The sequence below is a fragment of the Streptomyces sp. NPDC020898 genome (assembly GCF_044333925.1).
Taxonomy (GTDB): domain Bacteria; phylum Actinomycetota; class Actinomycetes; order Streptomycetales; family Streptomycetaceae; genus Streptomyces.
Map to the genome: position 1 here is coordinate 129,677 of NZ_JBIRRV010000008.1, position 25,935 is coordinate 155,611.

Annotated in this window: 35 protein-coding genes; 32 read left to right on the forward strand and 3 right to left on the reverse strand. The window is 66.1% G+C overall.

What is annotated here, in order from left to right; genetic code table 11:
• Positions 1 to 371: 371 nt before the first annotated feature.
• The 6 genes from rpsL (at position 372) to ACH4TV_RS25475 (ending at position 9,127) form a co-directional block, all read left to right on the forward strand.
• Positions 372 to 743, forward strand: a complete 372-nt coding sequence (rpsL, locus tag ACH4TV_RS25450) for a 30S ribosomal protein S12 (protein WP_398401865.1) — start codon at positions 372 to 374, stop codon at positions 741 to 743.
• A gap of 2 nt (positions 744 to 745) precedes the next feature.
• Positions 746 to 1,216: a 30S ribosomal protein S7 gene (gene rpsG, locus ACH4TV_RS25455; protein WP_006376039.1), complete on the forward strand. Its 471-nt coding sequence runs from the start codon at positions 746 to 748 to the stop codon at positions 1,214 to 1,216.
• 39 nt (positions 1,217 to 1,255) lie between these two features.
• Positions 1,256 to 3,382 carry an elongation factor G gene (gene fusA / locus ACH4TV_RS25460; protein ID WP_398401867.1) on the forward strand — a complete coding sequence of 709 codons (2,127 nt, stop codon included), beginning with the start codon at positions 1,256 to 1,258 and terminating at the stop codon, positions 3,380 to 3,382.
• Positions 3,383 to 3,524: 142 nt separating this feature from the next.
• Positions 3,525 to 4,718: an elongation factor Tu gene (gene tuf / locus ACH4TV_RS25465; protein ID WP_398401869.1), complete on the forward strand. Its 1,194-nt coding sequence runs from the start codon at positions 3,525 to 3,527 to the stop codon at positions 4,716 to 4,718.
• Positions 4,719 to 4,914: 196 nt separating this feature from the next.
• Entirely contained in the window at positions 4,915 to 8,025 is a 3,111-nt protein-coding gene (locus ACH4TV_RS25470; RefSeq protein ID WP_398401871.1) for a glycosyl hydrolase 115 family protein, read from the forward strand.
• Between the two features lie 34 nt (positions 8,026 to 8,059).
• Positions 8,060 to 9,127 carry an endo-1,4-beta-xylanase gene (locus ACH4TV_RS25475; protein ID WP_398401873.1) on the forward strand — a complete coding sequence of 356 codons (1,068 nt, stop codon included), beginning with the start codon at positions 8,060 to 8,062 and terminating at the stop codon, positions 9,125 to 9,127.
• Positions 9,128 to 9,175: 48 nt separating this feature from the next.
• Here the strand turns inward: ACH4TV_RS25475 and ACH4TV_RS25480 are convergent, their stop codons facing one another.
• Together ACH4TV_RS25480 and ACH4TV_RS25485 are read right to left on the reverse strand one after the other, a co-directional pair.
• The gene (locus ACH4TV_RS25480; RefSeq protein WP_398401875.1) at positions 9,176 to 10,066 is read right to left on the reverse strand and encodes a GNAT family N-acetyltransferase; all 891 of its coding nucleotides are present in this window, start codon (positions 10,064 to 10,066) and stop codon (positions 9,176 to 9,178) included.
• A 61-nt stretch (positions 10,067 to 10,127) separates the two neighbouring features.
• The gene (locus ACH4TV_RS25485) at positions 10,128 to 10,553 is read right to left on the reverse strand and encodes an ATP-binding protein (RefSeq protein WP_398401877.1); all 426 of its coding nucleotides are present in this window, start codon (positions 10,551 to 10,553) and stop codon (positions 10,128 to 10,130) included.
• A 140-nt stretch (positions 10,554 to 10,693) separates the two neighbouring features.
• Between ACH4TV_RS25485 and ACH4TV_RS25490 the strand changes: the two genes are divergently transcribed.
• The 3 genes from ACH4TV_RS25490 to ACH4TV_RS25500 are packed head-to-tail and all read left to right on the forward strand — an operon-like array spanning position 10,694 to position 12,582.
• A complete protein-coding gene (locus tag ACH4TV_RS25490) occupies positions 10,694 to 11,548 on the forward strand; it encodes a helix-turn-helix transcriptional regulator (protein ID WP_398402334.1) in 855 nt (284 codons plus the stop codon).
• The gene (locus ACH4TV_RS25495; RefSeq protein WP_398401879.1) at positions 11,545 to 11,733 is read left to right on the forward strand and encodes a DUF397 domain-containing protein; all 189 of its coding nucleotides are present in this window, start codon (positions 11,545 to 11,547) and stop codon (positions 11,731 to 11,733) included. Before ACH4TV_RS25490 ends, ACH4TV_RS25495 begins: the two co-directional genes overlap by 4 nt.
• A 27-nt stretch (positions 11,734 to 11,760) precedes the next feature.
• Positions 11,761 to 12,582: a hypothetical protein gene (locus tag ACH4TV_RS25500; protein ID WP_398401880.1), complete on the forward strand. Its 822-nt coding sequence runs from the start codon at positions 11,761 to 11,763 to the stop codon at positions 12,580 to 12,582.
• 40 nt (positions 12,583 to 12,622) lie between these two features.
• On the opposite strand, the gene ACH4TV_RS25505 is transcribed toward ACH4TV_RS25500, so the two are convergent.
• Positions 12,623 to 13,330: a hypothetical protein gene (locus ACH4TV_RS25505; RefSeq protein WP_398401882.1), complete on the reverse strand. Its 708-nt coding sequence runs from the start codon at positions 13,328 to 13,330 to the stop codon at positions 12,623 to 12,625.
• 489 nt (positions 13,331 to 13,819) lie between these two features.
• Between ACH4TV_RS25505 and rpsJ the strand changes: the two genes are divergently transcribed.
• The 23 genes from rpsJ to ACH4TV_RS25620 all read left to right on the forward strand — a co-directional run bounded on the left by rpsJ (position 13,820) and on the right by ACH4TV_RS25620 (position 25,865).
• The gene (gene rpsJ / locus ACH4TV_RS25510; protein WP_003948644.1) at positions 13,820 to 14,128 is read left to right on the forward strand and encodes a 30S ribosomal protein S10; all 309 of its coding nucleotides are present in this window, start codon (positions 13,820 to 13,822) and stop codon (positions 14,126 to 14,128) included.
• 17 nt (positions 14,129 to 14,145) lie between these two features.
• Positions 14,146 to 14,790: a 50S ribosomal protein L3 gene (gene rplC, locus ACH4TV_RS25515; protein ID WP_398401884.1), complete on the forward strand. Its 645-nt coding sequence runs from the start codon at positions 14,146 to 14,148 to the stop codon at positions 14,788 to 14,790.
• Between the two features lie 7 nt (positions 14,791 to 14,797).
• Positions 14,798 to 15,454: a 50S ribosomal protein L4 gene (rplD, locus tag ACH4TV_RS25520; protein ID WP_398401886.1), complete on the forward strand. Its 657-nt coding sequence runs from the start codon at positions 14,798 to 14,800 to the stop codon at positions 15,452 to 15,454.
• Positions 15,454 to 15,873, forward strand: a complete 420-nt coding sequence (gene rplW / locus ACH4TV_RS25525) for a 50S ribosomal protein L23 (RefSeq protein ID WP_398401888.1) — start codon at positions 15,454 to 15,456, stop codon at positions 15,871 to 15,873. The genes rplD and rplW overlap by 1 nt, the downstream gene beginning before the upstream one ends.
• 38 nt (positions 15,874 to 15,911) lie before the next feature.
• Entirely contained in the window at positions 15,912 to 16,748 is an 837-nt protein-coding gene (gene rplB / locus ACH4TV_RS25530; RefSeq protein ID WP_398401890.1) for a 50S ribosomal protein L2, read from the forward strand.
• A gap of 12 nt (positions 16,749 to 16,760) precedes the next feature.
• On the forward strand, positions 16,761 to 17,042 hold the full coding sequence (gene rpsS / locus ACH4TV_RS25535) for a 30S ribosomal protein S19 (RefSeq protein WP_006376029.1): 282 nt from the start codon (positions 16,761 to 16,763) through the stop codon (positions 17,040 to 17,042).
• Between the two features lie 41 nt (positions 17,043 to 17,083).
• On the forward strand, positions 17,084 to 17,431 hold the full coding sequence (gene rplV / locus ACH4TV_RS25540) for a 50S ribosomal protein L22 (protein WP_235475507.1): 348 nt from the start codon (positions 17,084 to 17,086) through the stop codon (positions 17,429 to 17,431).
• Positions 17,431 to 18,279: a 30S ribosomal protein S3 gene (gene rpsC, locus ACH4TV_RS25545; RefSeq protein ID WP_398401892.1), complete on the forward strand. Its 849-nt coding sequence runs from the start codon at positions 17,431 to 17,433 to the stop codon at positions 18,277 to 18,279. The genes rplV and rpsC overlap by 1 nt, the downstream gene beginning before the upstream one ends.
• Positions 18,280 to 18,284: 5 nt before the next feature.
• Positions 18,285 to 18,704 (forward strand): 50S ribosomal protein L16, encoded by a 420-nt coding sequence (gene rplP, locus ACH4TV_RS25550; protein ID WP_235475505.1) that lies wholly within the window; start codon positions 18,285 to 18,287, stop codon positions 18,702 to 18,704.
• Positions 18,704 to 18,928: a 50S ribosomal protein L29 gene (rpmC, locus tag ACH4TV_RS25555; protein ID WP_005481220.1), complete on the forward strand. Its 225-nt coding sequence runs from the start codon at positions 18,704 to 18,706 to the stop codon at positions 18,926 to 18,928. The genes rplP and rpmC overlap by 1 nt, the downstream gene beginning before the upstream one ends.
• Complete coding sequence (gene rpsQ / locus ACH4TV_RS25560) at positions 18,928 to 19,212, forward strand: 30S ribosomal protein S17 (protein ID WP_398401895.1); 285 nt, start codon at positions 18,928 to 18,930, stop codon at positions 19,210 to 19,212. Before rpmC ends, rpsQ begins: the two co-directional genes overlap by 1 nt.
• A 110-nt stretch (positions 19,213 to 19,322) precedes the next feature.
• A complete protein-coding gene (rplN, locus tag ACH4TV_RS25565) occupies positions 19,323 to 19,691 on the forward strand; it encodes a 50S ribosomal protein L14 (protein WP_006376015.1) in 369 nt (122 codons plus the stop codon).
• A 2-nt stretch (positions 19,692 to 19,693) separates the two neighbouring features.
• The gene (gene rplX / locus ACH4TV_RS25570; RefSeq protein ID WP_266435029.1) at positions 19,694 to 20,017 is read left to right on the forward strand and encodes a 50S ribosomal protein L24; all 324 of its coding nucleotides are present in this window, start codon (positions 19,694 to 19,696) and stop codon (positions 20,015 to 20,017) included.
• Positions 20,017 to 20,574 (forward strand): 50S ribosomal protein L5, encoded by a 558-nt coding sequence (gene rplE / locus ACH4TV_RS25575; RefSeq protein ID WP_398401897.1) that lies wholly within the window; start codon positions 20,017 to 20,019, stop codon positions 20,572 to 20,574. The genes rplX and rplE overlap by 1 nt, the downstream gene beginning before the upstream one ends.
• 5 nt (positions 20,575 to 20,579) lie before the next feature.
• Positions 20,580 to 20,765 (forward strand): type Z 30S ribosomal protein S14, encoded by a 186-nt coding sequence (locus ACH4TV_RS25580; protein ID WP_003948630.1) that lies wholly within the window; start codon positions 20,580 to 20,582, stop codon positions 20,763 to 20,765.
• A 218-nt stretch (positions 20,766 to 20,983) separates the two neighbouring features.
• Positions 20,984 to 21,382 carry a 30S ribosomal protein S8 gene (rpsH, locus tag ACH4TV_RS25585; protein WP_006376041.1) on the forward strand — a complete coding sequence of 133 codons (399 nt, stop codon included), beginning with the start codon at positions 20,984 to 20,986 and terminating at the stop codon, positions 21,380 to 21,382.
• Between the two features lie 21 nt (positions 21,383 to 21,403).
• Positions 21,404 to 21,943: a 50S ribosomal protein L6 gene (rplF, locus tag ACH4TV_RS25590; protein ID WP_398401899.1), complete on the forward strand. Its 540-nt coding sequence runs from the start codon at positions 21,404 to 21,406 to the stop codon at positions 21,941 to 21,943.
• 3 nt (positions 21,944 to 21,946) lie between these two features.
• The gene (gene rplR, locus ACH4TV_RS25595) at positions 21,947 to 22,333 is read left to right on the forward strand and encodes a 50S ribosomal protein L18 (RefSeq protein ID WP_318322838.1); all 387 of its coding nucleotides are present in this window, start codon (positions 21,947 to 21,949) and stop codon (positions 22,331 to 22,333) included.
• A 71-nt stretch (positions 22,334 to 22,404) separates the two neighbouring features.
• Positions 22,405 to 23,010 (forward strand): 30S ribosomal protein S5, encoded by a 606-nt coding sequence (gene rpsE, locus ACH4TV_RS25600; protein ID WP_006376045.1) that lies wholly within the window; start codon positions 22,405 to 22,407, stop codon positions 23,008 to 23,010.
• The gene (gene rpmD, locus ACH4TV_RS25605; protein ID WP_055553514.1) at positions 23,010 to 23,192 is read left to right on the forward strand and encodes a 50S ribosomal protein L30; all 183 of its coding nucleotides are present in this window, start codon (positions 23,010 to 23,012) and stop codon (positions 23,190 to 23,192) included. Before rpsE ends, rpmD begins: the two co-directional genes overlap by 1 nt.
• Before the next feature lie 2 nt (positions 23,193 to 23,194).
• Positions 23,195 to 23,650: a 50S ribosomal protein L15 gene (gene rplO, locus ACH4TV_RS25610; RefSeq protein WP_398401902.1), complete on the forward strand. Its 456-nt coding sequence runs from the start codon at positions 23,195 to 23,197 to the stop codon at positions 23,648 to 23,650.
• A 245-nt stretch (positions 23,651 to 23,895) separates the two neighbouring features.
• Positions 23,896 to 25,212: a preprotein translocase subunit SecY gene (gene secY, locus ACH4TV_RS25615; RefSeq protein WP_398401904.1), complete on the forward strand. Its 1,317-nt coding sequence runs from the start codon at positions 23,896 to 23,898 to the stop codon at positions 25,210 to 25,212.
• A complete protein-coding gene (locus ACH4TV_RS25620) occupies positions 25,212 to 25,865 on the forward strand; it encodes an adenylate kinase (RefSeq protein ID WP_398401906.1) in 654 nt (217 codons plus the stop codon). The genes secY and ACH4TV_RS25620 overlap by 1 nt, the downstream gene beginning before the upstream one ends.
• Positions 25,866 to 25,935 lie beyond the last annotated feature (70 nt).

The following is a 25,935-nucleotide window of genomic DNA, read 5'->3' on the forward strand; positions in this document are numbered from 1 at the left end:
ATCATGTACTGAACGGGCAGGCCGACGGGGCTGTAAAGGGCGCGATTCGGCCACTGTGGCTCGCAAGCCACCCAAAGTCACTGAAAGTCACCAAACGGGGGCTTCGGGGCCCTCGGGGGGCGGGCGGGTCGGGCCCGCGTCCATTTGTTTTGACCGGAGTCGTTGAGGTAGGTACGCTCAGACCTTGTGCCTGGGGTGTGCCCTGGCCCTCGTGCGTGCCTTCGAACCGTACGGGGAGCTGTAAGCGGCCACCGCAATCTGCGCCCTTTTCGCCTCGCGGCGGGAGTCTGCAGTATTCGACACACCCGACCGCGTGGGTCGGCGATGTTTCAGGTTAGCTTCACCATCGGCACACAGAAACCGGAGAAGTAGTGCCTACGATCCAGCAGCTGGTCCGGAATGGCCGGCAAGACAAGGTCAAGAAGAACATGACGCCCGCGCTTGAGAATTCGCCTCAGCGTCGCGGCGTCTGCACGCGTGTGTTCACGACCACCCCGAAGAAGCCGAACTCGGCCCTGCGCAAGGTCGCGCGTGTGCGTTTGACCAGCGGGATCGAGGTCACCGCTTACATTCCGGGTGAGGGACACAACCTGCAGGAGCACTCCATCGTGCTCGTGCGCGGCGGCCGTGTGAAGGACCTGCCCGGTGTTCGCTACAAGATCATCCGCGGTTCTCTCGACACCCAGGGTGTCAAGAACCGCAAGCAGGCCCGCAGCCGCTACGGCGCCAAGAAGGAGAAGTAGAAATGCCTCGTAAGGGCCCCGCCCCGAAGCGCCCGGTCATCATCGACCCGGTCTACAGCTCTCCTCTTGTCACGTCGCTCATCAACAAGATCCTGATGAACGGCAAGCGCTCCACCGCCGAGCGCATCGTGTACGGCGCCATGGAGGGCCTGCGCGAGAAGACCAGCAACGACCCGGTCATCACGCTGAAGCGCGCGCTGGAGAACATCAAGCCGACCCTTGAGGTCAAGTCCCGCCGTGTCGGTGGTGCGACGTACCAGGTTCCGATCGAGGTCAAGCCCGGTCGCGCCAACACGCTCGCGCTGCGCTGGCTGGTCGGTTACTCCCGCGCCCGTCGCGAGAAGACGATGACCGAGCGTCTGCTCAACGAACTTCTCGACGCTTCGAACGGCCTTGGTGCGGCCGTCAAGAAGCGCGAGGACACCCACAAGATGGCCGAGTCCAACAAGGCCTTCGCGCACTACCGCTGGTAGTCGCAGACCCCATCGAGACCGAGAGAAGACCGAAGCCTTATGGCTACCACTTCACTTGACCTGGCCAGGGTCCGCAACATCGGGATCATGGCTCACATCGACGCGGGCAAGACGACCACCACTGAGCGGATCCTCTTCTACACCGGCGTCAGCTACAAGATCGGTGAAGTCCACGACGGCGCCGCCACCATGGACTGGATGGAGCAGGAGCAGGAGCGTGGCATCACGATCACCTCTGCTGCGACCACCTGTCACTGGCCGCTTGAGGACAACGACTACACGATCAACATCATCGACACCCCCGGGCACGTCGACTTCACCGTTGAGGTAGAGCGCTCGCTGCGCGTCCTCGACGGTGCCGTCACCGTGTTCGACGGTGTCGCGGGTGTCGAGCCGCAGTCCGAGACGGTGTGGCGTCAGGCCGACCGGTACGGCGTGCCCCGCATCTGCTTCGTCAACAAGCTCGACCGGACCGGCGCGGAGTTCCACCGCTGCGTCGACATGATCAAGGACCGGCTCGGCGCCGTTCCGATCATCATGCAGCTCCCCATCGGTGCCGAGATGGACTTCAAGGGCGTTGTGGACCTGGTCCGCATGAAGGCGCTCGTGTGGTCCGCCGAGGCGGCCAAGGGCGAGATGTACGACGTCGTCGACATCCCCGCCACGCACGTCGAGGCTGCCGAGGAGTACCGCGGCCGCCTGGTCGAGACCGTCGCGGAGAACGACGACGAGATCATGGAGCTGTTCCTGGAGGGCCAGGAGCCCACCGAGGAGCAGCTGTACGCCGCGATCCGTCGTATCACCATCGCGTCCGGCAAGTCCGACGGCATCACGGTCACCCCGGTGTTCTGTGGTACGGCGTTCAAGAACAAGGGCGTCCAGCCCCTGCTCGACGCCGTCGTGCGCTACCTGCCGACCCCGCTCGACGTCGAAGCCATCGAAGGCCACGACGTGAAGGACCCCGAGCTGGTCGTCAAGCGCAAGCCGTCCGTGGACGAGCCGCTGTCCGCGCTGGCGTTCAAGATCATGAGCGACCCGCACCTGGGGAAGCTCACCTTCGTCCGGGTGTACTCGGGCCGCCTGGAGACCGGCACTGCCGTGCTGAACTCCGTCAAGGGCAAGAAGGAGCGCATCGGCAAGATCTACCGCATGCACGCGAACAAGCGTGAGGAGATCGACGCGGTGGGCGCCGGCGACATCGTCGCGGTCATGGGTCTGAAGCAGACCACGACCGGCGAGACGCTCTGCGATGACAAGAACCCGGTGATCCTGGAGTCCATGGACTTCCCGGCGCCGGTCATCCAGGTCGCGATCGAGCCCAAGTCCAAGGGTGACCAGGAGAAGCTGGGTGTAGCCATCCAGCGTCTCGCGGAGGAGGACCCCTCCTTCCACGTTCACTCGGACGAGGAGACGGGCCAGACCATCCTCGGCGGTATGGGCGAGCTGCACCTCGAGGTGCTGGTCGACCGTATGAAGCGCGAGTTCAGGGTCGAGGCCAACGTCGGTAAGCCGCAGGTGGCGTACCGCGAGACGATCCGCAAGACCGTCGAGCGTCACGACTACACGCACAAGAAGCAGACCGGTGGTACCGGTCAGTTCGCCAAGGTGCAGATCGCGATCGAGCCGATCGTGGACGGCGACGCTTCGTACGAGTTCGTGAACAAGGTCACCGGTGGCCGTATCCCGCGGGAGTACATCCCCTCGGTGGACGCCGGTGCGCAGGAGGCCATGCAGTTCGGCATCCTGGCCGGCTACGAGATGACTGGCGTCCGCGTCATCCTTCTCGACGGCGGCTACCACGAGGTCGACTCCTCCGAACTGGCGTTCAAGATCGCCGGCTCGCAGGCCTTCAAGGAGGCCGCGCGCAAGGCCAGCCCCGTGCTCCTGGAGCCGATGATGGCCGTTGAGGTCACCACGCCCGAGGACTACATGGGTGAGGTCATCGGCGACATCAACTCCCGCCGTGGTCAGATCCAGGCCATGGAGGAGCGTGCCGGTGCGCGCATCGTGAAGGGCCTCGTGCCCCTCTCGGAGATGTTCGGCTACGTCGGTGACCTCCGCAGCAAGACCTCGGGTCGCGCAAGCTACTCGATGCAGTTCGACTCCTACGCCGAGGTTCCCCGGAACGTCGCCGAGGAGATCATCGCGAAGGCCAAGGGCGAGTAACACACCCCGTTTGCACGCTTTAGGCTTGACACCGACCGCCGGGGCAACCCGGGAGGGAAAACCCCGGCGGGCGGCATCCCAGCAAAGATCACCTGGCGCCGATGAGTAAGGCGTACCAGAACCACTCCGCAGGAGGACCCCAGTGGCGAAGGCAAAGTTCGAGCGGACTAAGCCGCACGTCAACATCGGCACCATCGGTCACATCGACCACGGTAAGACGACCCTCACGGCCGCCATTACCAAGGTGCTGCACGACAAGTACCCCACGCTGAACGAGGCCTCGGCCTTCGACCAGATCGACAAGGCGCCCGAAGAGCGTCAGCGTGGTATCACGATCTCGATCGCGCACGTCGAGTACCAGACGGAGGGTCGTCACTACGCCCACGTCGACTGCCCGGGTCACGCGGACTACATCAAGAACATGATCACCGGTGCCGCCCAGATGGACGGTGCGATCCTGGTCGTGGCCGCCACTGACGGCCCGATGCCGCAGACCAAGGAGCACGTGCTCCTGGCCCGCCAGGTCGGCGTGCCGTACATCGTCGTCGCCCTGAACAAGGCCGACATGGTGGACGACGAGGAGATCCTGGAGCTCGTCGAGCTCGAGGTTCGTGAGCTCCTCTCCGAGTACGAGTTCCCGGGCGACGACCTGCCGGTCGTCAAGGTCTCGGCGCTCAAGGCGCTCGAGGGCGACGCCGAGTGGGGTCAGTCGGTTCTCGACCTCATGGCCGCCGTCGACGAGGCGATCCCGACCCCCGAGCGTGACGTCGACAAGCCGTTCCTCATGCCCGTCGAGGACGTCTTCACGATCACCGGTCGCGGTACGGTCGTCACCGGCCGTATCGAGCGTGGTGTCCTGAAGGTCAACGAGACCGTTGACATCATCGGCATCAAGCAGGAGAAGACCACCACCACGGTCACCGGCATCGAGATGTTCCGCAAGCTGCTCGACGAGGGTCAGGCCGGCGAGAACGTCGGTCTGCTCCTCCGTGGCATCAAGCGCGAGGACGTCGAGCGCGGCCAGGTCATCATCAAGCCGGGCTCGGTCACCCCGCACACCTCGTTCGAGGCGCAGGCGTACATCCTGTCCAAGGACGAGGGCGGCCGTCACACGCCGTTCTTCAACAACTACCGCCCCCAGTTCTACTTCCGTACCACGGACGTGACCGGTGTCGTGACCCTCCCCGAGGGCACCGAGATGGTCATGCCGGGCGACAACACTGAGATGACCGTCGAGCTCATCCAGCCCATCGCCATGGAAGAGGGCCTGAAGTTCGCCATCCGTGAGGGTGGCCGGACCGTGGGCGCCGGCCAGGTCATCAAGATCAACAAGTAAGTGATCTTGAACTGACCCGGTTCTTCCGGTAGTTCGTCAGGGAGGCCCGTACGACTTCGGTCGTACGGGCCTCTTTGCCTTTCCTGGGCTGCTGTTACGAAACTATTCGGCGCGCACGACCCGTTCCCCCCGCTGGTCACTCCCTCCACTATTTGTCATGCCACTGACCAAATTCGGGTGGAGGGGTGGTTACGTCATGGCTGGGTCCGTCAGTCGCAGGGCTGTGCTCGGAGTCGGTGTCGGTTCCGGACTCGCGGCGGTGCCGGTGCTGTCGGGGGTCGCGCGGGCGGGAGGGGGCGGGGCGCGCCGCACGGACTCCGGCGCGTACATCTCGTTCACCGGCGGCGCGTTCGCGGTCGTCGGGGCGCCGGTCGTCGTCAGCGCCGAGGACCACCCCGGGGTCGTACGGGTCGCCGGTGACCTGCGGGACGACATCGAACGCGTCACGGGTGTACGTCCGGGTGCCACCGTCGCCCGTGAGGTGATCCTGGTCGGCACGATCGGCCGCAGCCCGCTGATCGACGGTCTGGTCCGCGCCGGCAAGCTGGACGTCACGGGCATCGCCGGCCGCTGGGAGACCTCGCTCCAGACGGTCGTGGAGCGCCCGATGCCCGGCGTCGACCGGGCGTTCGTCATCGCGGGCAGCGACCCGCGCGGCACGATCTTCGGCGCGTACGACGTCTCGTACGGCATCGGCGTCTCGCCCTGGTACTGGTGGGACGACGTGCCGCCGGTCCACCGGGACGCGGTGTACGTGCTGCCGGGCCGCCATACGCAGGGCACCCCGGCCGTGAAGTACCGCGGGATCTTCATCAACGACGAGAACCCGGCGCTGGGGACCTGGGCGCCGAGGTTCTTCGGCCCCGGGAAGGCGCCGGGCCACCCCGGAGGCTTCAACGCGGCCTTCTTCGAGCGGGTCTTCGAGGTGCTCCTGCGCCTCAAGGCCAACTACCTCTGGCCGGCCGTATGGGGCCGGGCGTTCGCCGAGGACGACCCGGAGAACCACGCCAGGGCGAAGGCGTACGGCATCGTCATGGGCACCTCCCACGAGGCCCCGATGATGCGCGGCATCGAGGAGTGGAACCGGCACGCGGTACCGGCGGTACGCGACAGCGCGGGGAACATCGTGACGCCCGGCCGGGACCCCTACGGGGGCACGGGGGAGTGGTCCTACCGGCGGAACGCGGCGGCCGTCCGGGCGTACTGGCGCGAGGGCATCCAGCGGATGGTCGACCAGGAGTTCGAGGGCGTCGTCACCCTGGGCATGCGCGGCAACGGCGACACGAGCCTGCCGGACGGCGACGGCATCGAGCTGATGCGGGAGATCATCGAGACGCAGCGCGGGATCATCGCCGAGGTGACGGGGAAGCCGGTAGGGGAAACCCCGCAGGTGTGGACCCTGTACAAGGAGGTCCAGCGCTACTGGGACCGGGGCCTACGGGTCCCCGGCGACGTCACCGTCGTCCTGACCGACGACAACTGGGGCAACATCCGCAAGCACCCGGACCCGGCGGAGCCGGCGAGGAGCGGCGGCTACGGCCTGTACTACCACTTCGACTACGTGGGCGTCGGCCGCAACTACAAGTGGGTGGACACCGCCAACCTCCAGAACCTCTGGGACCAGCTCCACCAGGCGCACGCGTACGGGAACCACGGCCTGTGGGTGACGAACGTCGGCGACCTGAAGGGGAACGAACTGCCGACGGAGTTCTTCCTCGACTACGCCTGGAATCCGGCCCGTTGGGACTTGGCGAACCTGGAGGAGTGGGAACGGCGGTACGCCCGGCAGAACTTCGGGGCGGAGCACGCGGCGGCGATCGCCTCGGTGCTCGCCGAGTACGGGCGGCTCCAGGCCCGCCGCAAGCCGGAGCTGTTGAACCGCCGCATCACCCTCAATCCCGCGAAGGACCCGACGAAGGACGAGTCGGCGATCGTGTACGACGACCAGGAGACGCCCTTCCACTTCGGCCACCGCGAGTTGGAGCGGGTGACGCAGGAGTGGCAGGAGCTGGCGAGGACGGCGGAGCGGGTGGGACGCCGGTTACCCGCTTCCGCGCAGGACGGGTGGTACGAGCTGGCCGGGTACGCGGTGGAAGCGACCGCGAACCTGTACGGCCTGCGCGAGGCGGAGTTCAAGAACCTCCTCTACGCGTCCCAGGGCAGGGCGGCGACGAACGACCGCGCGGCGGAGGCGGAGGCCGGCCTGGAACGCGACTTCGCGCTCGCCGACCGCTTCAACCACCAGGTGGCGGGCGGCAAATGGGAGGGCTTCCAGACCCAGCCGCACATCGACTACGGGGACGTGGAACGGTACGGCCCCAACGCCCCCTGGCAACAGCCCGAGAAGGACAACGTGGCGTTGCCGGATGTCCTGTTCCCGGCGGTGCGGCGCGTACAGCTGCCGGTGGGCGGGGAGTTGGGGGTGTCGGTCGACGGCTCGGAGGACGCGGGGGAGTGGTGGCCGGGGGGTGCGGCCGGTCCGGCCGCGCTGCCGGTGTTCAGCCCGTATCAGACGCGGCCCGACCAGTACGTCGAGGTGTTCAACCGGGGGCGTACGCCCTTCGAGTACCGGGTGGAGTCGTCGGTGCCGTGGCTGGTGGTGGACCGGCCGAGGGGGCGGGTCGAGCAGCAGGTCAGGGTCGTCGTGCGGGTGGACTGGGGGCGGGTGCCGGACGGCCGTACGGATGCCTCGTTGACGGTGTCGGGCGCGGGCGCGTCGGTCACGGTGGCGTGTGTGGTGGAGAAGCCGTCGCGGAGGGAGCAGCGGGGCCTGAAGGGGTTCGTGGAGGCGGGGGGTTACGTGGCCGTTGACGCCGACAACTACGCGCGGGCGGTGGGGAGTTGGCGGCGCCTGGACCGCATCGGCCGGACCGGCGCCGGGATGACGCCATGGCCGGTGACGGCACCGCGCCGGACGCCGGGCGGGGCCTCGGAGCGGCTGGAGTACGAGGTCAGCCTCCTGAAAGGAGGGGAGGTCACGGTGTGGGCGTATCTGTCGCCGCGCAACCCGACGCTCCCGACGGGGGGCCTGCGCTACGCGGTCTCGTTCGACGGGGCCGAGCCGCAACAGGTGGACATCCACGCGGTCACGGGTGCGAACGACGGCCTGATGAACAAGCAGTGGGCCCGCCATACGTCCGACAACGTGAATGTGACGGCGACCCGGCACGCGGTGCCTGCGGCGGGCGTCCACCGGCTGAAGTTCTGGATGGTCGACCCGACGGTGGTGGTGCAGCGGCTGGTGATCGACACGGGCGGGCTGACACCGACGTACCTGGGCCCGCTGGAGAGCCACCGCGTTCGGTAGAGCAGGCAGTAGGCCATTGATGAAGGGACCGCACATGAACGTCTTCCGCATGCCCGTTTCCGCGACGGTACTGGGCGCGATGCTGGTGATCGCCGGCGCGGGTGCCCAACCGGCGTCGGCACACCCGGACCCTGTCCCCCTGCGGGCGCTGGCGGCCGGTACCGGCGTACGCATCGGTACCGCGGTGGACATGACGGCCCTGGCCGACGACACGGCGTACCGCAGAACGACCGCACGGGAGTTCAATTCCGTGACCGCCGAGAACGTGATGAAGTGGGAGTCGGTGGAGCCGAGCCGGGGGACGTACGACTGGCAGCAGGCGGACGACCTGGTCCGCTTCGCCCGGTCGCACGGCCAGGCGGTACGGGGCCACACGCTGGTGTGGCACAGCCAGTTGCCGGGGTGGCTGACGTCGGGGGTGGCGGACGGATCGATCGGATCGGCGGAACTGCGCGGAATCCTCAAGGACCACATCACCACGGAGGTGAAGCGGTACAAGGGCAGGATCTACGAGTGGGACGTGGTGAACGAGGTCTTCGAGGAGGACGGTTCGCTGCGCGACTCGATCTGGCTGCGTGAGCTGGGCCCCTCGTACATCGAGGACGCCTTCCGCTGGGCCCACGCGGCCGACCCGAAGGCCAAGCTGTTCCTGAACGACTACAACGTCGAGGGCGTCAACGCGAAGTCGACGGCCTACTACGACCTCGCGAAGCGCCTCCGGGCGGAAAGGGTCCCCGTACAGGGCTTCGGCATCCAGGGGCACCTCGCGATCCAGTACGGCTTCCCTGGCCAGGTCGCCGAGAACCTCGCCCGCTTCGAGAAGCTGGGCATGCAGACGGCGTTCACCGAGGTCGACGTACGCATGATCCTGCCGGTGGAGGAAGGGAAGCTGGCGGCGCAGGCTGCGTACTTCCGGGGGCTGCTGGACGCATGCGTCCAGGCGCGGCGGTGCACCTCCTTCACCGTGTGGGGGTTCAGCGACAAGTACTCGTGGGTGCCGGGAGTCTTCGGCGGGCAGGGGGCGGCGACGCTGATGGACGAGGAGTTCGGGCGGAAGCCGGCGTTCGCGGCGGTGGGGGAGGGACTGAGGGAGAGGGCCTGACGGTTTCGATCGGATGCCGGGGACTCCTACCCGAGCCCGGTGTCAGGGTCAGAGGAAGTGCCCGCTGGCCAGGTAGGGAGCCGGGGCAGGCATGTCGCGGACGGCGATGTAGCCCTCCTGGCCGATGTCCAGACGGGCGGCGAGGCCGACGTCGACCGCCCACTGGTTGGGCGTGGTGATGCAGTTGACGAGGGTGCGTCCACGGGCTGAGGCCAGGGCCTCCCACAGCAGGCTTCGCGCGGTCTCGGGGTGCGCGGCGGCCAGCAGGGAGGCTTGTCCCCGGTCGTCGATGTAGACGTACCCGGGTTTCCCGCGGTCCTCGGACACGACCAGCCGCAGGGAGTCGAGCATGTAGAGATGGTCGGGGCCATGACCCGCGCCCCGCAGGTCCCGGTCCAGCTGGTCCATCCACTCGAAGTCGTCAGCCAGGCCTTCCCTGAGGCCGCCGATCGCGGGGAGCGTGGACCGATCGACAGTGCCGGTCATCCGCATCTGCGGGTGCAGGGAGAAGCCCGCCAGCCGGTAGCGGCGGGTGGCGCCGGGGTGGACGCTGGAGGAGAAGATGCCGGGGCGCCCGGCGGCGTGGGCGAGGGAGGTGTCGATCAGGCGCTTGCCGAGGCCCTGTCCCTGGTGGCTGGGCAGGACGCCGTAGGTCGCGAGGAACCAGAGGCCGTCGCGGTTCTGCGAGATGGCGAACCCGACTGTCCGGTCGGATTCCGTCTTCTTCTCCACGGCGACCCAGCAACCACCCGGATCCACGCTCAGGAAGAAGCGCATCCGGTCGATCCACTGCTTCGAGCCGACCGGCGAACGCGCCTCGACCTCCGGATCACTGACCCGCCTGGTACCGCTCTCCGCCTCGAAGAAGGTCACGGCGGAGGCCCGTTCCGCTGAGGGGAGATCGGCTTCCTGCATCGGCCTGACCAGTACGGAGTCCATTCACGCAGGGTAGGGAACGGCCGGGCCGGCCCGCATCCGGGTTTCACGCCTCCCGCTCCCCTCAGCCCACCCCGCACTCCGCCCAGACCGTCTTCCGAGGACGCGGCCCCAGCCCCACTCCCCACCGGTCCGCCAGCGCCTCGACGATCACCAGCCCCCGCCCCGACTCGCTGTCCGGCGCCGACTCCCGCACCCCCGGCAGCAGGTCGTCCCGGGTGTCCGTCACCTCGATACGGAGGGTGGCGCCGATGACGTACAGCATGAGCCGGAAATCGCGTCCCGGAACGCGGCCGTGGGTCACCACGTTCGCCGCGAGTTCCGCGACGAGGTGTTCCGCGGGGTCCAACGGGAGCCCCCAGTCGCGCAGTTGCTGGACCGCGAGCTGACGGGCCTGCCGGGCTCCACGGGGAGTCGGCGGCAGGAGGGCACTGAAGTTGCGGATGGGGCCGGTGTGTTGGGTCCGGTGATCGGCGGTTTCCTGATTCATGTCACTCAGCGTGGCTGAACATGCTTGCCTTGACGTGCGGTGACGCCTGTGCGTATCCGCGCTGTCCGGTTCTTGTCTCGCTCTGTCTCGGCTGTCTCGGATGACGTGCGGGTACGGGTGCGCGTTGGAGGTGGGTGGGCATGAGCAATGAAAACGAAGGTGTGGACGAGTCCGGCTGGGATCTCGAACCCGGCGACGAGAGCGCGCCGTTGATCGAGGCGGTCGGGCGACTCGTCAAGTTCTGTCGCGAGCAGGCCGGGATGAGGGTGGCCGACTTCGCCCAAGTCATGGGGTACGGCGAGGACATGATCCGCAAGATTGAGCGCGGGGCGCGGATCCCGAGGGTGGAGTTCCTGGATCGGGCCGACGATGTCCTGAACGCGTATGGGCACCTGCGGGCGTTCATGGAGGACGTGGAGAGGGCTGAGTATCCGAAGAGGGTGCGTGAGCTGAAGAAGCTGGAGGACCGGGCGATCGAGGTCCTGCTGTACAGCAACCACAACATCCACGGGCTGCTGCAGACACCCGAGTACGCACGGTCGTTGTATGACATGCGGCAGCCGTCCCTCGCTCCGGAAGTGGTGGAGCGGGAGACCGCCGCACGCATGGCCCGCAAATCGATCTTCCAGCGGGAGCCTGCCCCGACGCTCAGTTTTGTCCAGGAACAGGTGACTCTGGAGCGCCCTCTTGGGGGGAAGATGGTGTTGCGTCGACAACTCGAACACCTGCTGGAGGTGGGCCAGTTGCGGAACGTCACGCTCCAGGTCATGCCGACCGACCGCGAGGAGCACGCGGGAGTGCACGGCTTGATCGAGGTGCTGAAGTTCGCCGACGGTACGGCGGTCGGGCGCTCGGACGGCGTGTTCAACGCCCGGCCGGTTTCAAGCCTCAGGGATCTTCAGATCCTCGAACTGCGCTATGGGATGATCCGGGCGCAGGCTCTCCCACCGAGAGAGTCGCTGGCCTTCATCGAGCAGGCGCTGGGAGCACTATGAGCACTTCGGAACTCGACTGGTTCAAGAGCAGCTACAGCAGCAGCAATGAGCCCGGCGACTGCGTCGAGATAGCCACCGCCCCCGGTGCCGTCCACGTCCGCGACTCCAAAGCCACCCAGGGCCCCCGCCTCACCCTCGCCCCCACCACCTGGGCCGAGTTCATCTCGTACGCTTCCGGCAGTTGATCGAGTAACTGCCGGAAGAAGGTGTGCATGAACGCAGGTATACGGGGCCGAAGACGTACCGCCGCAGTGATCGCGACAGCCGGAGCCCTCGCGCTCTCGGTGCTCAACGCGCCGGCCGCGCAGGCGAAGGACACGGGCATCGTCGTGTCGGGCCTTGTCATCAACAACGGCAAGCCGGTGGTGGTCGGCACGTCGCGGGTGGTGGAACCGTCCTTCACCTTCGATCTGGCCCTGCCTCCGGGGTACGACACGAACCACCCGCTCCGCTATGACGCGCAACCCTTCCTGTACCAGCGAAGCGTTCTGATTCCCGAGATCCAGCTGAGCGTCATGACCTGCTACGAGGTCAGCCTCAAGAAGGCCCATTGCGAGGGCACGCTGTCCATCGATCCCGATCCGTCGCAGGAGCAGATCGACTCCAACAGTGACGCCACCAAGTGGAAGATCGGCGTGGCCCTCGCGCTGTTCAAGGGCAACGGCGAAGTGGTCCAGGAGTTCGAGACAAGGCCCGGAGGGGTCTCCCTGAGACGTGCCGCGAAGCTCACCGTCGCCGACGTCACGCCCGAGCCGGTTGCCAAGGGCAAGAAGGTCACTGTCGTGGGCAAGCTGACTCGGGCGAACTGGAGCACCCACAAGAACGGCCCCTACGCCGGCAGTAGCGTGAGTCTCCAGTTCCGGGCCAAGAGTGCGACCACCTTCAAGACGCTCAAGAAGGTCACCACCAACAGCGCGGGTGCCCTCCGTACTCAGGTCACCGCCTCCACCGACGGATTCTTCCGGTGGGTGTACTACGGCAACACGACCACCGGCACCGCGACCAGCGGCCAGGACTACATCGACGTGCGCTGATCGTCGTACGACTTCACCGGGGTCGTTCGGAACCGTCCGGTCAGTGAGTGAGCCGTGTTCCCAGCAGTGGCAGCAACCGCTCCCGCAGCAGTCGCCGGGCCGGGTCCCAGGACGCCCACAGGAGTTTGTGGCGGGTGCCGTCCGTCATGACCACCTCCAGGCCGGAGGTGGTCACCCCGCCGTGCAGACGTGCCGTGGCAATTTCCGCGAACGGGATCAGCTTGTTCGTGGGGTGAGTGGCCAGGACCGTCGCCGGGTCGTGGGCGATGAGCCGGTAAGGATCCCGTGCCGTCAGGCCGGAACCGGAACCATAGGAGTTCGCCACCGTCGTCATGAAGCCGCTGCGGATGCGCAACAGGCCCGTGGGGAGCAGCCACAGCTCGCCGTGGATCCAGTCCAGCCAGCCGGTCGTACAGGTACTGGTCAGCAGGCGGGCCTGCACCAGGCGTAGGCGGGAGGCGCGGGCCACCGATTCCGTCAGCAGCGCGCTCCATGCGTCGAGGGACGAGACCCGGTGGCGTTCCTGGACTGACCCGGCCTTCGCGAGGAGGAAAACATGCGCCCGGCCGGCTCCGTACAGCTGCACGACGAGCTGGCCCGCCCAGGACGGGGACGTGATCCGCACCTCCAAGGCCGCAACGTCCGCTGCCCACAGGCCGTCCGAGACTTGCAGGCCGTCTGCCCGCCAGCCCTGGATGTGCGATTCCAGGCGGGCCGCCGCCATGTTCAGGTCCATGTCATGCGTCACACGAGGATCATGGCCGATGCCGCCGACCGGGGACACGCCCCGCCCGGGTTTGACCTTCGTCACCCCAGGGGTATTCTCTCCGGCCCGATTGGCGGAGCCCCTGCCCCGTATGGCAGACTGTCGGAGTTGCTCGGTCGAGTAGTCGATGCTGCGCGCCTCCCGCCGGGAGGACCGGAAGCGAGTCCCACAGTACTCGTCGCCCAATCTGTCGTAAGGCAGCGCTGGGGCGGACGTACGGGAATCTTTCGGGAAGCGTTAGTGCGGCACCGGCCAGGCACCCGGTGGGCCCGCGTCAGGTATCTGGCGCAGTCGTCCCCGGCTTGCGGTTCCGGAAGGGCCGTGCCTCCCGTGCAGGGATGTTCCGAAAGGGGACATCTGTGTCGGTGAGAGCGCGACACACCCGACCGCGTGGGTCGGCGGAGCAGGGCAAGCAGTAAGACGGAACACCGGGTTCCAGAGCGTACGAAGAGACAGGACTACTGAGTAGCCATGGCGGGACAGAAGATCCGCATTCGGCTCAAGGCCTACGACCACGAGGTCATCGATTCCTCGGCGAAGAAGATCGTCGAGACGGTGACGCGCACTGGTGCGTCGGTCGCGGGCCCGGTGCCGCTGCCCACTGAGAAGAACGTGTACTGCGTCATCAAGTCGCCGCACAAGTACAAGGACTCGCGCGAGCACTTCGAGATGCGCACGCACAAGCGCCTGATCGACATTCTCGACCCGACGCCCAAGACCGTTGACTCTTTGATGCGACTCGACCTCCCGGCCGGTGTCGACATCGAGATCAAGCTCTAGGGAACGGTGATCTGAGAATGGCTAAGCAGATCAAGGGCATCCTGGGCGAGAAGCTCGGCATGACGCAGGTGTGGGACGAGAACAACCGTGTTGTTCCCGTCACCGTCGTCAAGGCGAGCCCCAACGTCGTCACCCAGGTCCGTACGAACGACGCCGACGGCTACGAAGCGGTCCAGATCGCCTTTGGCGAGATCGACCCTCGCAAGGTGAACAAGCCCCTCAAGGGTCACTTCGCCAAGGCCGACGTCACCCCCCGCCGCCACCTCGTCGAGATCCGCACCGCGGATGCCTCCGAGTACACGCTGGGTCAGGAGATCTCCGCGGAGGTCTTCGAGGCCGGCGTCAAGGTGGACGTGACCGGCAAGAGCAAGGGCAAGGGCTTCGCCGGTGTCATGAAGCGTCACAACTTCAAGGGACTCGGCGCCGGTCACGGTGTCCAGCGCAAGCACCGCTCTCCCGGTTCCATCGGTGGCTGTGCCACCCCGGGCCGTGTGTTCAAGGGCGTCCGCATGGCGGGCCGCATGGGCAACGAGCGGGTCACCACCCAGAACCTGACCGTCCACGCTGTTGACGCGGAGAAGGGTCTGCTGCTCATCAAGGGCGCGATCCCTGGTCCGAACGGCGGCCTCGTCCTGGTCCGCACCGCGGCCAAGGGGGCCTGAGGTAACGATGAGCACTGTTGACATCCTTTCGCCGGCAGGCGACAAGACCGGGACGGTAGAGCTCCCCGCGGAGATCTTCGACGTCGAGAAGATCAGCATTCCGCTGCTTCACCAGGTCGTCGTCGCACAGCTGGCCGCTGCCCGTCAGGGCACGCACAAGACCAAGACGCGCGCCGAGGTTCGTGGTGGCGGTAGGAAGCCCTACCGTCAGAAGGGCACTGGCCGTGCGCGCCAGGGCTCGACCCGCGCGCCCCAGTTCGCCGGCGGTGGCGTCGTTCACGGCCCGCAGCCGCGTGACTACTCGCAGCGGACCCCGAAGAAGATGAAGGCCGCGGCCCTGCGCCACGCCCTCACCGACCGGGCCCGCAACGCTCGTATCCACGTCGTCACCGGCGTGATCGAGGGCGAGAACCCCTCCACCAAGGCCGCGAAGGGCCTGCTCGCCAAGATCAGTGAGCGCAAGAACGTGCTCCTGGTCATCGAGCGTTCCGACGAGGCCGGGCTGCTTTCCGCCCGCAACCTGCCCCAGGTGCACATCCTGGACCCGGGCCAGCTGAACACGTACGACGTTCTCGTCTCGGACGACGTGGTCTTCACTCAGGCCGCTTTCGAGTCCTTCGTGTCCGGCCCCAAGGCCACTGACACCGAAGGGAGCGAGGTCTGATGGCGATTCGTCACCCCGCCATTGCCTCCAAGGCGGCCAAGGCCGCCAAGGCCGCGCGCGTCGCCAAGGCGAAGCGCCACGAGGCCGAGGGCAAGAACACCGTCGTCACGCCGGTCAGCAAGTCGTACACGGACCACCGTGACGTCCTGCTGAAGCCGGTTGTGTCGGAGAAGAGCTACGCGCTCATCGACGAGAACAAGTACACGTTCATCGTCGCTCCCGGCAGCAACAAGACCCAGATCAAGCAGGCCGTCCAGGCGGTCTTCTCGGTCAAGGTCACCGGGGTCAACACGATCAACCGCCAGGGCAAGCGCAAGCGCACCAAGAGCGGTTTCGGTAAGCGCGCTGACACCAAGCGCGCGATCGTGACCCTCGCCGAGGGCGACCGTATCGACATCTTCGGCGGTCCGTCCGCGTAAGCGGGTCGGATCGTCCGATATCGGACGAGGACTGAGAAATGGGAATCCGCAAGTACAAGCCGACTACGCCGGGCCGTCGTGGCTCCAGCGTCGCCGACTTCGTCGAGGTCACGCGGTCCACGCCGGAGAAGTCGCTGGTCCGCCCGCTGCACAGCAAGGGCGGCCGTAACAACGCCGGTCGTGTGACCGTTCGCCACCAGGGTGGCGGACACAAGCGCGCCTACCGAGTGATCGACTTCCGTCGGCACGACAAGGACGGCGTGCCGGCGAAGGTCGCGCACATCGAGTACGACCCCAACCGCACCGCGCGCATCGCGCTGCTTCACTACGCGGACGGCGAGAAGCGCTACATCCTCGCCCCCCGCAACCTGTCGCAGGGTGACCGTGTCGAGAACGGTCCTGGGGCCGACATCAAGCCGGGCAACAACCTGGCGCTCCGCAACATCCCGGTCGGTACCACGATCCACGCGATCGAGATCCGTCCCGGTGGCGGCGCCAAGTTCGCCCGCTCCGCTGGAACGTCGGTGCAGCTGCTGGCGAAGGAGGGCACGATGGCCCACCTTCGTATGCCCTCCGGTGAGATCCGTCTGGTCGACCAGCGCTGCCGCGCCACGGTCGGCGAGGTCGGCAACGCCGAGCAGAGCAACATCAACTGGGGCAAGGCCGGCCGTAAGCGCTGGCTGGGCGTCCGTCCGACCGTTCGCGGTGTGGCGATGAACCCGGTTGACCACCCGCACGGTGGTGGTGAAGGCAAGACCTCCGGTGGACGTCACCCGGTCTCGCCGTGGGGTCAGAAGGAGGGTCGTACTCGTTCGCCGAAGAAGGCTTCGAACAAGTACATCGTCCGCCGCCGCAAGACGAACAAGAAGCGCTAGGAGCGGGTTTAGATGCCGCGCAGTCTCAAGAAGGGGCCCTTCGTCGACGACCACCTCATCAAGAAGGTGGACGTACAGAACGAAGCCGGTTCCAAGAACGTCATCAAGACCTGGTCCCGTCGCTCGATGATCATCCCGGCCATGCTGGGCCACACGATCGCGGTGCACAACGGCAAGACCCACATTCCGGTGTTTGTCACCGAGTCGATGGTCGGCCACAAGCTCGGCGAGTTCTCGCCGACGCGCACCTTCCGGGGTCACGTCAAGGACGACCGGAAGTCGAAGCGCCGCTAACGCGGGGTGGAATGACCATGACAGACACTGGAAGGACAACCATGGAAGCCAGGGCCCAGGCGCGGTACATCCGCGTCACGCCCATGAAGGCCCGCCGCGTGGTGGACCTTATCCGTGGCATGGACGCCACGGAGGCTCAGGCGGTCCTGCGTTTCGCCCCGCAGGCCGCGAGCGTGCCGGTCGGCAAGGTGCTTGACAGCGCCATCGCCAACGCCGCACACAACTACGACCACACCGACGCCGGCAGCCTCGTCATCACTGAGGCGTACGTCGACGAGGGTCCGACCCTGAAGCGGTTCCGTCCGCGTGCCCAGGGCCGCGCCTACCGGATCCGCAAGCGGACCAGCCACATCACCGTGGTCGTCAGCAGCAAGGAAGGTTCCCGGTAATGGGCCAGAAGGTAAACCCGCACGGGTTCCGACTCGGCATCACCACCGACTTCAAGTCGCGTTGGTACGCCGACAAGCTGTACAAGGACTACGTCGGTGAAGACGTCGCCATCCGTCGGATGATGACGTCCGGCATGGAGCGCGCCGGTATCTCGAAGGTTGAGATCGAGCGCACCCGTGACCGCGTCCGCGTCGACATCCACACCGCGCGTCCGGGCATCGTCATCGGTCGCCGCGGCGCCGAGGCCGACCGTATTCGCGGCGACCTGGAGAAGCTGACCAAGAAGCAGGTCCAGCTCAACATCCTCGAGGTCAAGAACCCGGAGACGGACGCTCAGCTGGTGGCCCAGGCCGTCGCCGAGCAGCTGTCCTCCCGCGTCTCCTTCCGTCGGGCCATGCGTAAGAGCATGCAGTCCGCCATGAAGGCCGGCGCCAAGGGCATCAAGATCCAGTGCGGTGGCCGTCTCGGCGGCGCCGAGATGTCCCGCTCGGAGTTCTACCGCGAGGGCCGTGTGCCCCTGCACACCCTCCGTGCGAACGTCGACTACGGCTTCTTCGAGGCCAAGACGACCTTCGGCCGTATCGGTGTGAAGGTCTGGATCTACAAGGGCGACGTCAAGAACATCGCCGAGGTCCGCGCCGAGAACGCTGCTGCCCGTGCGGGTAACCGCCCGGCCCGTGGCGGAGCCGGTGGCGGCAGCGACCGTCCGGCCCGTGGTGGTGGCCGTGGTGGCGAGCGTGGCGGCCGCGGCCGCAAGCCGCAGCAGGCTCCCGCTGCCGAGGCCCCCAAGGCCGAGGCTCCGGCGGCTGCCGCTCCGGCTGCTGAAAGCACCGGAACGGAGGCCTGACCGACATGCTGATCCCCCGTAGGGTCAAGCACCGCAAGCAGCACCACCCCAAGCGCCGTGGCATGGCCAAGGGCGGTACGACGGTTGCGTTCGGCGAGTACGGCATTCAGGCCGTCACGCCGGCTTACGTGACCAACCGCCAGATCGAGGCCGCACGTATCGCGATGACCCGCCACATCAAGCGTGGCGGCAAGGTCTGGATCAACATCTATCCGGACCGCCCGCTCACGAAGAAGCCTGCCGAGACCCGCATGGGTTCCGGTAAGGGTTCTCCCGAGTGGTGGATCGCGAACGTGCACCCGGGCCGGGTCATGTTCGAACTGTCCTACCCCAACGAGAAGATCGCCCGTGAGGCCCTCACTCGCGCAGCCCACAAGCTGCCGATGAAGTGCCGGATCGTCAAGCGCGAGGCAGGTGAAGCGTGATGTCGGCCGGTACCAAGGCGTCCGAGCTGCGCGAACTGGGTGACGAGGAGCTTCTCAACAAGCTCCGCGAAGCCAAGGAAGAGCTGTTCAACCTCCGCTTCCAGGCGGCGACCGGTCAGCTCGAGAACCACGGTCGGCTCAAGGCCGTCCGTAAGGACATCGCGCGGATCTACACCCTGATGCGTGAGCGCGAGCTGGGCATCGAAACGGTGGAGAGCGCCTGATGAGCGAGAGCAATGTGACTGAGCAGACCGAAGCCCGCGGCTTCCGCAAGACCCGTGAGGGTCTCGTCGTCAGCGACAAGATGGACAAGACCGTCGTCGTCGCCGTCGAGGACCGCGTGAAGCACGCGCTGTACGGCAAGGTCATCCGCCGTACGAACAAGCTCAAGGCGCACGACGAGCAGAACGCTGCCGGCGTCGGCGACCGCGTCCTCCTCATGGAGACGCGTCCGCTGTCCGCCACGAAGCGCTGGCGCATCGTCGAGATCCTCGAGAAGGCGAAGTAGCCAAGTAATCTCCTGCGGGCACCCCCGCAGGGCAGTTCCGCCAGGCTCGGTGAGCTCCGTAAGTCAGTTACGGAGCTCGCCGGGAACCGGCAGACAATCAGGAGATAGACGTGATCCAGCAGGAGTCGCGACTGCGTGTCGCCGACAACACTGGTGCGAAGGAAATCCTTTGCATCCGTGTCCTCGGTGGCTCCGGTCGCCGCTACGCGGGCATCGGTGACGTCATCGTCGCCACCGTCAAGGACGCGATCCCCGGTGGCAACGTGAAGAAGGGTGACGTCATCAAGGCGGTCATCGTTCGCACCGTCAAGGAGCGCCGCCGTCCCGACGGCTCGTACATCCGATTTGACGAGAACGCCGCTGTTGTTCTGAAGAACGACGGCGACCCTCGTGGCACCCGTATCTTCGGCCCGGTCGGCCGGGAGCTGCGCGAGAAGAAGTTCATGAAGATCATCTCGCTCGCGCCGGAGGTGCTGTAAGCATGAAGATCAAGAAGGGCGACCTGGTTCAGGTCATCACCGGTAAGGACAAGGGCAAGCAGGGCAAGGTCATCGCGGCCTTCCCCCGCGAGGACCGCGTCCTGGTCGAGGGTGTCAACCGGGTCAAGAAGCACACCAAGGCAGGCCCGACCGCCAAGGGTTCGCAGGCCGGCGGCATCGTCACGACCGAGGCGCCCGTCCACGTCTCCAACGTCCAGCTGGTCGTTGAGAAGGACGGCAACAAGGTTGTCACGCGTGTCGGTTACCGCTTCGACGACGAGGGCAACAAGGTTCGCGTTGCCAAGCGGACGGGTGAGGACATCTGATGGCTACCACCACGACTCCGCGTCTCAAGACGAAGTACCGCGAGGAGATCGCGGGCAAGCTGCGTGAGGAGTTCTCCTACGAGAACGTCATGCAGATCCCCGGTCTCGTCAAGATCGTGGTCAACATGGGTGTCGGCGACGCCGCCCGTGACTCGAAGCTCATGGACGGTGCCGTCCGTGACCTGACCACCATCACCGGTCAGAAGCCGGCCGTCACCAAGGCCCGCAAGTCCATCGCGCAGTTCAAGCTGCGCGAGGGTCAGCCGATCGGTGCCCACGTCACGCTCCGTGGCGACCGCATGTGGGAGTTCCTGGACCGCACCCTGTCGCTCGCGCTGCCGCGCATCCGCGACTTCCGTGGTCTGTCCCCCAAGCAGTTCGACGGCCGTGGCAACTACACCTTCGGTCTCACGGAGCAGGTCATGTTCCACGAGATCGACCAGGACAAGATCGACCGCACCCGGGGTATGGACATCACCGTGGTGACCACGGCGACCAACGACGCTGAGGGCCGCGCCCTTCTCCGTCACCTCGGCTTCCCCTTCAAGGAGGCGTAAGCGAGATGGCGAAGAAGGCTCTGATTGCCAAGGCTGCTCGTAAGCCCAAGTTCGGAGTACGCGGCTACACGCGCTGCCAGCGCTGCGGCCGTCCGCACTCCGTGTACCGCAAGTTCGGCCTCTGCCGCGTGTGCCTTCGTGAGATGGCTCACCGTGGCGAGCTGCCGGGCGTGACCAAGAGCTCCTGGTAGTCCCGTACTTCGGGATTCCGGAAGCTCTCGGTAAGCAATGGGCGTGTCAGGCGCCCACCCTTTCATGGCTTAGGCTTGGAGGGTTGGGCGCCTGATTGCCGCCCGTACGACTTACTACGCCGTAGGTCCCCCGCACCGCACCCGTCCCGCCACTGAGTGAGTGGGGAGAGGGATGGCGCATACAGGAAACCCCGGCGAGAGAGGCCGAAGGCCAATTCATGACCATGACTGATCCGATCGCGGACATGCTGACTCGTCTGCGTAACGCGAACTCGGCGTACCACGACGATGTCGCGATGCCGCACAGCAAGATCAAGTCGCACATCGCGGAGATCCTCCAGCAGGAGGGCTTCATCACCGGCTGGAAGGTCGAGGACGCCGAAGTCGGCAAGAAGCTCGTCCTCGAGCTGAAGTTCGGTCCGAACCGTGAGCGCTCCATCGCGGGCATCAAGCGGATCTCCAAGCCCGGTCTCCGGGTGTACGCGAAGTCCACCAACCTGCCGAAGGTGCTCGGCGGCCTGGGCGTGGCGATCATCTCCACGTCGCACGGTCTCCTCACCGACAAGCAGGCCGGCAAGAAGGGCGTAGGCGGAGAAGTCCTCGCCTACGTCTGGTAGAAGGGAACGGAGGAAACAGCTATGTCGCGTATTGGCAAGCTCCCCATCACGGTTCCCGCCGGCGTGGACGTCACCATCGACGGCCGTACGGTTTCGGTGAAGGGCCCCAAGGGCTCTCTCTCCCACACCGTCGCTGCGCCGATCGACATCGCCAAGGGTGAGGACGGCGTTCTCAACGTCACCCGCCCCAACGACGAGCGTCAGAACAAGGCCCTGCACGGCCTGTCCCGCACGCTGGTGGCGAACATGATCACCGGCGTGACCCAGGGTTACGTGAAGAAGCTCGAGATCAGCGGTGTCGGTTACCGCGTGGCGGCGAAGGGCTCGAACCTCGAGTTCGCGCTCGGCTACAGCCACCCGATCACCGTCGAAGCGCCCGAGGGCATCAGCTTCAAGGTCGAGAACCCGACGCGGTTCTCGGTCGAGGGCATCGACAAGCAGAAGGTCGGCGAGGTTGCGGCCAACATCCGCAAGCTGCGCAAGCCCGACCCGTACAAGGCCAAGGGCGTCAAGTACGAGGGCGAAGTCATCCGCCGCAAGGTCGGAAAGGCGGGTAAGTAAGCCATGGCATACGGTACGAAGATCGCTAAGGGCGACGCTTACAAGCGTGCTGCCATCAAGCGGCGTCACATCCGGATCCGTAAGAAGGTCAACGGAACGGGTGAGCGTCCCCGCCTGGTGGTAACCCGCTCGAACCGCCACATCGTGGCCCAGGTCATCGACGACATCAAGGGTCACACCCTGGCGTCGGCGTCGACCCTGGACGCCTCGATCCGCGGTAACGAGGGCGAAGACAAGTCGGCGCAGGCCGGCAAGGTCGGCGCACTCGTCGCCGAGCGCGCCAAGGCCGCCGGTGTCGAGACCGTCGTGTTCGACCGTGGTGGCAGCCGGTACGCCGGGCGTATCGCCGCCCTGGCCGACGCCGCCCGCGAAGCCGGGCTCAAGTTCTGAGCCGCCCGTCGCGCTTGCGGCTTGACCGCCGCAGCGCAGCGTAGCTAGCGGAAAAAGAGAGAGGTAATCCAATGGCTGGACCCCAGCGCCGCGGAAGCGGTGCCGGTGGCGGCGAGCGGCGGGACCGGAAGGGCCGTGACGGCGGCGCTGCTGCCGCCGAGAAGACCGCGTACGTTGAGCGCGTTGTCGCGATCAACCGCGTCGCCAAGGTTGTGAAGGGTGGTCGTCGCTTCAGCTTCACTGCGCTCGTCGTAGTGGGCGATGGCGATGGCACCGTCGGTGTCGGTTACGGCAAGGCCAAGGAGGTGCCGGCCGCGATCGCCAAGGGTGTTGAAGAGGCCAAGAAGCACTTCTTCAAGGTCCCCCGTATCCAGGGCACCATCCCGCACCCGATCACGGGCGAGAAGGCCGCGGGCGTCGTCCTGCTCAAGCCTGCTTCCCCCGGTACCGGCGTTATCGCCGGTGGCCCGGTGCGTGCTGTCCTGGAGTGCGCCGGCGTTCACGACATCCTGTCGAAGTCGCTCGGCTCGTCCAACGCGATCAACATCGTGCACGCGACCGTGGCGGCCCTCAAGGGCCTGCAGCGTCCCGAGGAGATCGCGGCCCGCCGCGGTCTGCCCCTCGAGGACGTCGCCCCCGCGGCTCTGCTCCGTGCACGTGCGGGAGCGGGTGCGTAATGGCTCGCCTCAAGGTCACGCAGACGAAGTCGTACATCGGCAGCAAGCAGAACCACCGTGACACCCTGCGGTCCCTTGGTCTCAAGGGCATCAACACGCAGGTCGTCAAGGAGGACCGCCCCGAGTTCCGCGGAATGGTTCACACCGTCCGCCACCTCGTGACGGTTGAGGAGGTCGACTGATCATGGCGGAGAACAACCCGCTCAAGATCCACAACCTCCGTCCCGCCCCGGGCGCCAAGACCGCCAAGACCCGTGTGGGTCGTGGTGAGGCGTCGAAGGGTAAGACGGCTGGACGTGGTACCAAGGGCACGAAGGCTCGTTACCAGGTTCCGGAGCGCTTCGAGGGCGGGCAGATGCCCCTCCACATGCGTCTCCCGAAGCTCAAGGGCTTCAAGAACCCGTTCAAGACCGAGTACCAGGTCGTGAACCTCGACAAGCTGGCGTCGCTGTACCCGGAGGGTGGCGAAGTCACCGTCGAGGGGCTCGTCGCCAACGGTGCGGTTCGCAAGAACAGCCTCGTCAAGGTCCTCGGCCAGGGCGAGATCTCCGTGGCGCTGCAGGTGACGGTCGACGCCGTCTCCGGTTCTGCCAAGGAGAAGATCACCGCCGCCGGCGGTACCGTCACCGAGCTCGTCTGAACACCACAGGCGCCTCGATGACCTGAGCGATCCCTGCCGGGGATACCCCACAAATGGGGTATCCCCGGTTGGTCGTTCCTAGGGAGGCGTGGTCGCCGGTATGGTGGCCAGCAATGTCAATTTGAGTCCGGTGCGCTCACGAGGAACTCCGGGCCCCTCTTGGCTGTTAGTTATCTGTCCGCTTATTCGTCGAACCTCAAGACCGTCACCTCTGACGCAGTAGCGCGGGGGTCGCAGGAGGCACCGTGCTCACCGCGTTCGCCCGGGCGTTCAAGACGCCCGACCTGCGCAAGAAGCTGCTCTTCACGCTCGGCATCATCGTGGTCTATCGGGTGGGCACACACATCCCGATCCCCGGTGTCGACTACCAGAACGTCCAGACGTGCATCAACGTCGCGAAGGACGGAAACCAGGGCCTGTTCGGCCTGGTGAACATGTTCAGCGGCGGGGCGCTGCTGCAGATCACGATCTTCGCGCTGGGCATCATGCCGTACATCACGGCGAGCATCATCCTGCAGCTGCTGACGGTGGTGATCCCGCGTCTGGAGGCCCTCAAGAAGGAGGGCCAGGCCGGTACGTCGAAGATCACGCAGTACACCCGTTATCTGACGGTGGCTCTCGCCATCCTGCAGGGCACGGGCCTGGTCGCCACCGCCCGCAGTGGCGCTCTCTTCAGCGGCTGCCCGGTCGCCGGCGAGATCGTCCCGGACCAGTCGATCTTCGTGACCATCACCATGGTCGTCACGATGACCGCCGGTACGGCCGTCGTCATGTGGCTCGGTGAGCTCATCACCGACCGCGGTATCGGCAACGGCATGTCCATCCTGATGTTCATCTCGATCGCCGCGACCTTCCCGTCCGCGCTGTGGGCCATCAAGACCCAGGGCAACCTGGCGGGCGGCTGGATCGAGTTCGGCACGGTCGTCGCCGTCGGCCTCGTCATGGTCGCGTTGGTGGTCTTCGTCGAGCAGGCTCAGCGCCGCATTCCGGTTCAGTACGCGAAGCGCATGATCGGCCGTCGGTCCTACGGCGGTACGTCGACGTACATCCCGCTCAAGGTCAACCAGGCCGGCATCATCCCTGTGATCTTTGCCTCCTCGCTGCTCTATATTCCGGCGCTGATCGCGCAGTTCTCCTCCGGAAGCTCCAGCTGGAAGACGTGGATCGAGCAGAACCTGACCAAGGGTGACCACCCGATTTACATCACCACGTACTTCTTGCTGATCGTTTTCTTCGCGTTCTTCTACGTCGCCATCTCCTTCAACCCCGAAGAAGTAGCCGACAACATGAAGAAGTATGGTGGCTTCATCCCGGGCATCCGGGCTGGTCGGCCGACCGCTGAGTACCTGAGTTACGTACTCAACCGGATCACCTGGCCGGGTTCGCTGTACCTGGGTCTGATCGCTCTCGTACCGACGATGGCGTTGGTTGGTTTCGGGGCAAACCAGAACTTCCCGTTCGGTGGGACCAGCATCCTGATCATCGTGGGTGTCGGTCTTGAGACCGTGAAGCAGATTGAGAGCCAGCTCCAGCAGCGCAATTACGAAGGGTTCCTCCGCTGATGCGAATCGTCCTCGTCGGGCCGCCTGGTGCCGGGAAGGGAACGCAGGCCGCGTTCCTTGCCAAGAACCTGTTGATCCCGCACATCTCCACGGGCGACCTCTTCCGGGCCAACATCAGCAAGCAGACGGAACTCGGGAAACTCGCCAAGTCCTACATGGACGCGGGGAACCTGGTTCCTGACGAGGTCACGATCGCGATGGCCAAGGACCGCATGGAGCAGCCCGACGCGGCGAACGGCTTCCTGCTGGACGGCTTCCCGCGGAACGTGTCGCAGGCGGAGGCGCTGGACGAGATGCTCAAGGTCGAGTCCATGAAGTTGGACGCGGTTCTCGACCTGGAGGTCCCCGAGGACGAGGTGGTCAAGCGCATCGCCGGCCGCCGTATCTGCCGTAACGACTCGGCACATGTCTTCCACGTGACGTACCAGACGCCGAAGGCCGAGGGCGTCTGTGACGTCTGCGGTGGCGAGCTGTACCAGCGGGACGACGACTCCGAGGAGACGGTTCGCAAGCGGCTGGAGGTCTACCACACCCAGACCGAGCCGATCATCGACTACTACAAGGCCCAGGGCCTCGTGGTGACGATCTCGGCGCTGGGGAAGGTGGAGGACGTCACCGGCAAGGCCATGGCCGCGCTGAAGGGTGACGACTAGCTCCGCCGGTCGTAGCAGTTTCAGTTTTGTGCAGGCGTAGGCCGCGGTTCCCTGGGGAGCCGCGGCTTAC

Bases quoted from the DNA above. Each gene is read 5' to 3' on its own strand.
- rpsG (WP_006376039.1), top strand. From the start codon at position 746: ATGCCTCGTAAGGGCCCCGCCCCGAAGCGCCCGGTCATCATCGACCCG.
- fusA (WP_398401867.1), top strand. From the start codon at position 1,256: ATGGCTACCACTTCACTTGACCTGGCCAGGGTCCGCAACATCGGGATC.
- ACH4TV_RS25470 (WP_398401871.1), top strand. From the start codon at position 4,915: ATGGCTGGGTCCGTCAGTCGCAGGGCTGTGCTCGGAGTCGGTGTCGGT.
- ACH4TV_RS25475 (WP_398401873.1), top strand. From the start codon at position 8,060: ATGAACGTCTTCCGCATGCCCGTTTCCGCGACGGTACTGGGCGCGATG.
- ACH4TV_RS25480 (WP_398401875.1), bottom strand. From the start codon at position 10,066: ATGGACTCCGTACTGGTCAGGCCGATGCAGGAAGCCGATCTCCCCTCA.
- ACH4TV_RS25485 (WP_398401877.1), bottom strand. From the start codon at position 10,553: ATGAATCAGGAAACCGCCGATCACCGGACCCAACACACCGGCCCCATC.
- ACH4TV_RS25490 (WP_398402334.1), top strand. From the start codon at position 10,694: ATGAGCAATGAAAACGAAGGTGTGGACGAGTCCGGCTGGGATCTCGAA.
- ACH4TV_RS25495 (WP_398401879.1), top strand. From the start codon at position 11,545: ATGAGCACTTCGGAACTCGACTGGTTCAAGAGCAGCTACAGCAGCAGC.
- ACH4TV_RS25500 (WP_398401880.1), top strand. From the start codon at position 11,761: ATGAACGCAGGTATACGGGGCCGAAGACGTACCGCCGCAGTGATCGCG.
- rpsJ (WP_003948644.1), top strand. From the start codon at position 13,820: ATGGCGGGACAGAAGATCCGCATTCGGCTCAAGGCCTACGACCACGAG.
- rplC (WP_398401884.1), top strand. From the start codon at position 14,146: ATGGCTAAGCAGATCAAGGGCATCCTGGGCGAGAAGCTCGGCATGACG.
- rplD (WP_398401886.1), top strand. From the start codon at position 14,798: ATGAGCACTGTTGACATCCTTTCGCCGGCAGGCGACAAGACCGGGACG.
- rplW (WP_398401888.1), top strand. From the start codon at position 15,454: ATGGCGATTCGTCACCCCGCCATTGCCTCCAAGGCGGCCAAGGCCGCC.
- rplB (WP_398401890.1), top strand. From the start codon at position 15,912: ATGGGAATCCGCAAGTACAAGCCGACTACGCCGGGCCGTCGTGGCTCC.
- rpsS (WP_006376029.1), top strand. From the start codon at position 16,761: ATGCCGCGCAGTCTCAAGAAGGGGCCCTTCGTCGACGACCACCTCATC.
- rplV (WP_235475507.1), top strand. From the start codon at position 17,084: ATGGAAGCCAGGGCCCAGGCGCGGTACATCCGCGTCACGCCCATGAAG.
- rpsC (WP_398401892.1), top strand. From the start codon at position 17,431: ATGGGCCAGAAGGTAAACCCGCACGGGTTCCGACTCGGCATCACCACC.
- rplP (WP_235475505.1), top strand. From the start codon at position 18,285: ATGCTGATCCCCCGTAGGGTCAAGCACCGCAAGCAGCACCACCCCAAG.
- rpmC (WP_005481220.1), top strand. From the start codon at position 18,704: ATGTCGGCCGGTACCAAGGCGTCCGAGCTGCGCGAACTGGGTGACGAG.
- rpsQ (WP_398401895.1), top strand. From the start codon at position 18,928: ATGAGCGAGAGCAATGTGACTGAGCAGACCGAAGCCCGCGGCTTCCGC.
- rplX (WP_266435029.1), top strand. From the start codon at position 19,694: ATGAAGATCAAGAAGGGCGACCTGGTTCAGGTCATCACCGGTAAGGAC.
- rplE (WP_398401897.1), top strand. From the start codon at position 20,017: ATGGCTACCACCACGACTCCGCGTCTCAAGACGAAGTACCGCGAGGAG.
- ACH4TV_RS25580 (WP_003948630.1), top strand. From the start codon at position 20,580: ATGGCGAAGAAGGCTCTGATTGCCAAGGCTGCTCGTAAGCCCAAGTTC.
- rpsH (WP_006376041.1), top strand. From the start codon at position 20,984: ATGACCATGACTGATCCGATCGCGGACATGCTGACTCGTCTGCGTAAC.
- rplF (WP_398401899.1), top strand. From the start codon at position 21,404: ATGTCGCGTATTGGCAAGCTCCCCATCACGGTTCCCGCCGGCGTGGAC.
- rplR (WP_318322838.1), top strand. From the start codon at position 21,947: ATGGCATACGGTACGAAGATCGCTAAGGGCGACGCTTACAAGCGTGCT.
- rpsE (WP_006376045.1), top strand. From the start codon at position 22,405: ATGGCTGGACCCCAGCGCCGCGGAAGCGGTGCCGGTGGCGGCGAGCGG.
- rpmD (WP_055553514.1), top strand. From the start codon at position 23,010: ATGGCTCGCCTCAAGGTCACGCAGACGAAGTCGTACATCGGCAGCAAG.
- rplO (WP_398401902.1), top strand. From the start codon at position 23,195: ATGGCGGAGAACAACCCGCTCAAGATCCACAACCTCCGTCCCGCCCCG.
- ACH4TV_RS25620 (WP_398401906.1), top strand. From the start codon at position 25,212: ATGCGAATCGTCCTCGTCGGGCCGCCTGGTGCCGGGAAGGGAACGCAG.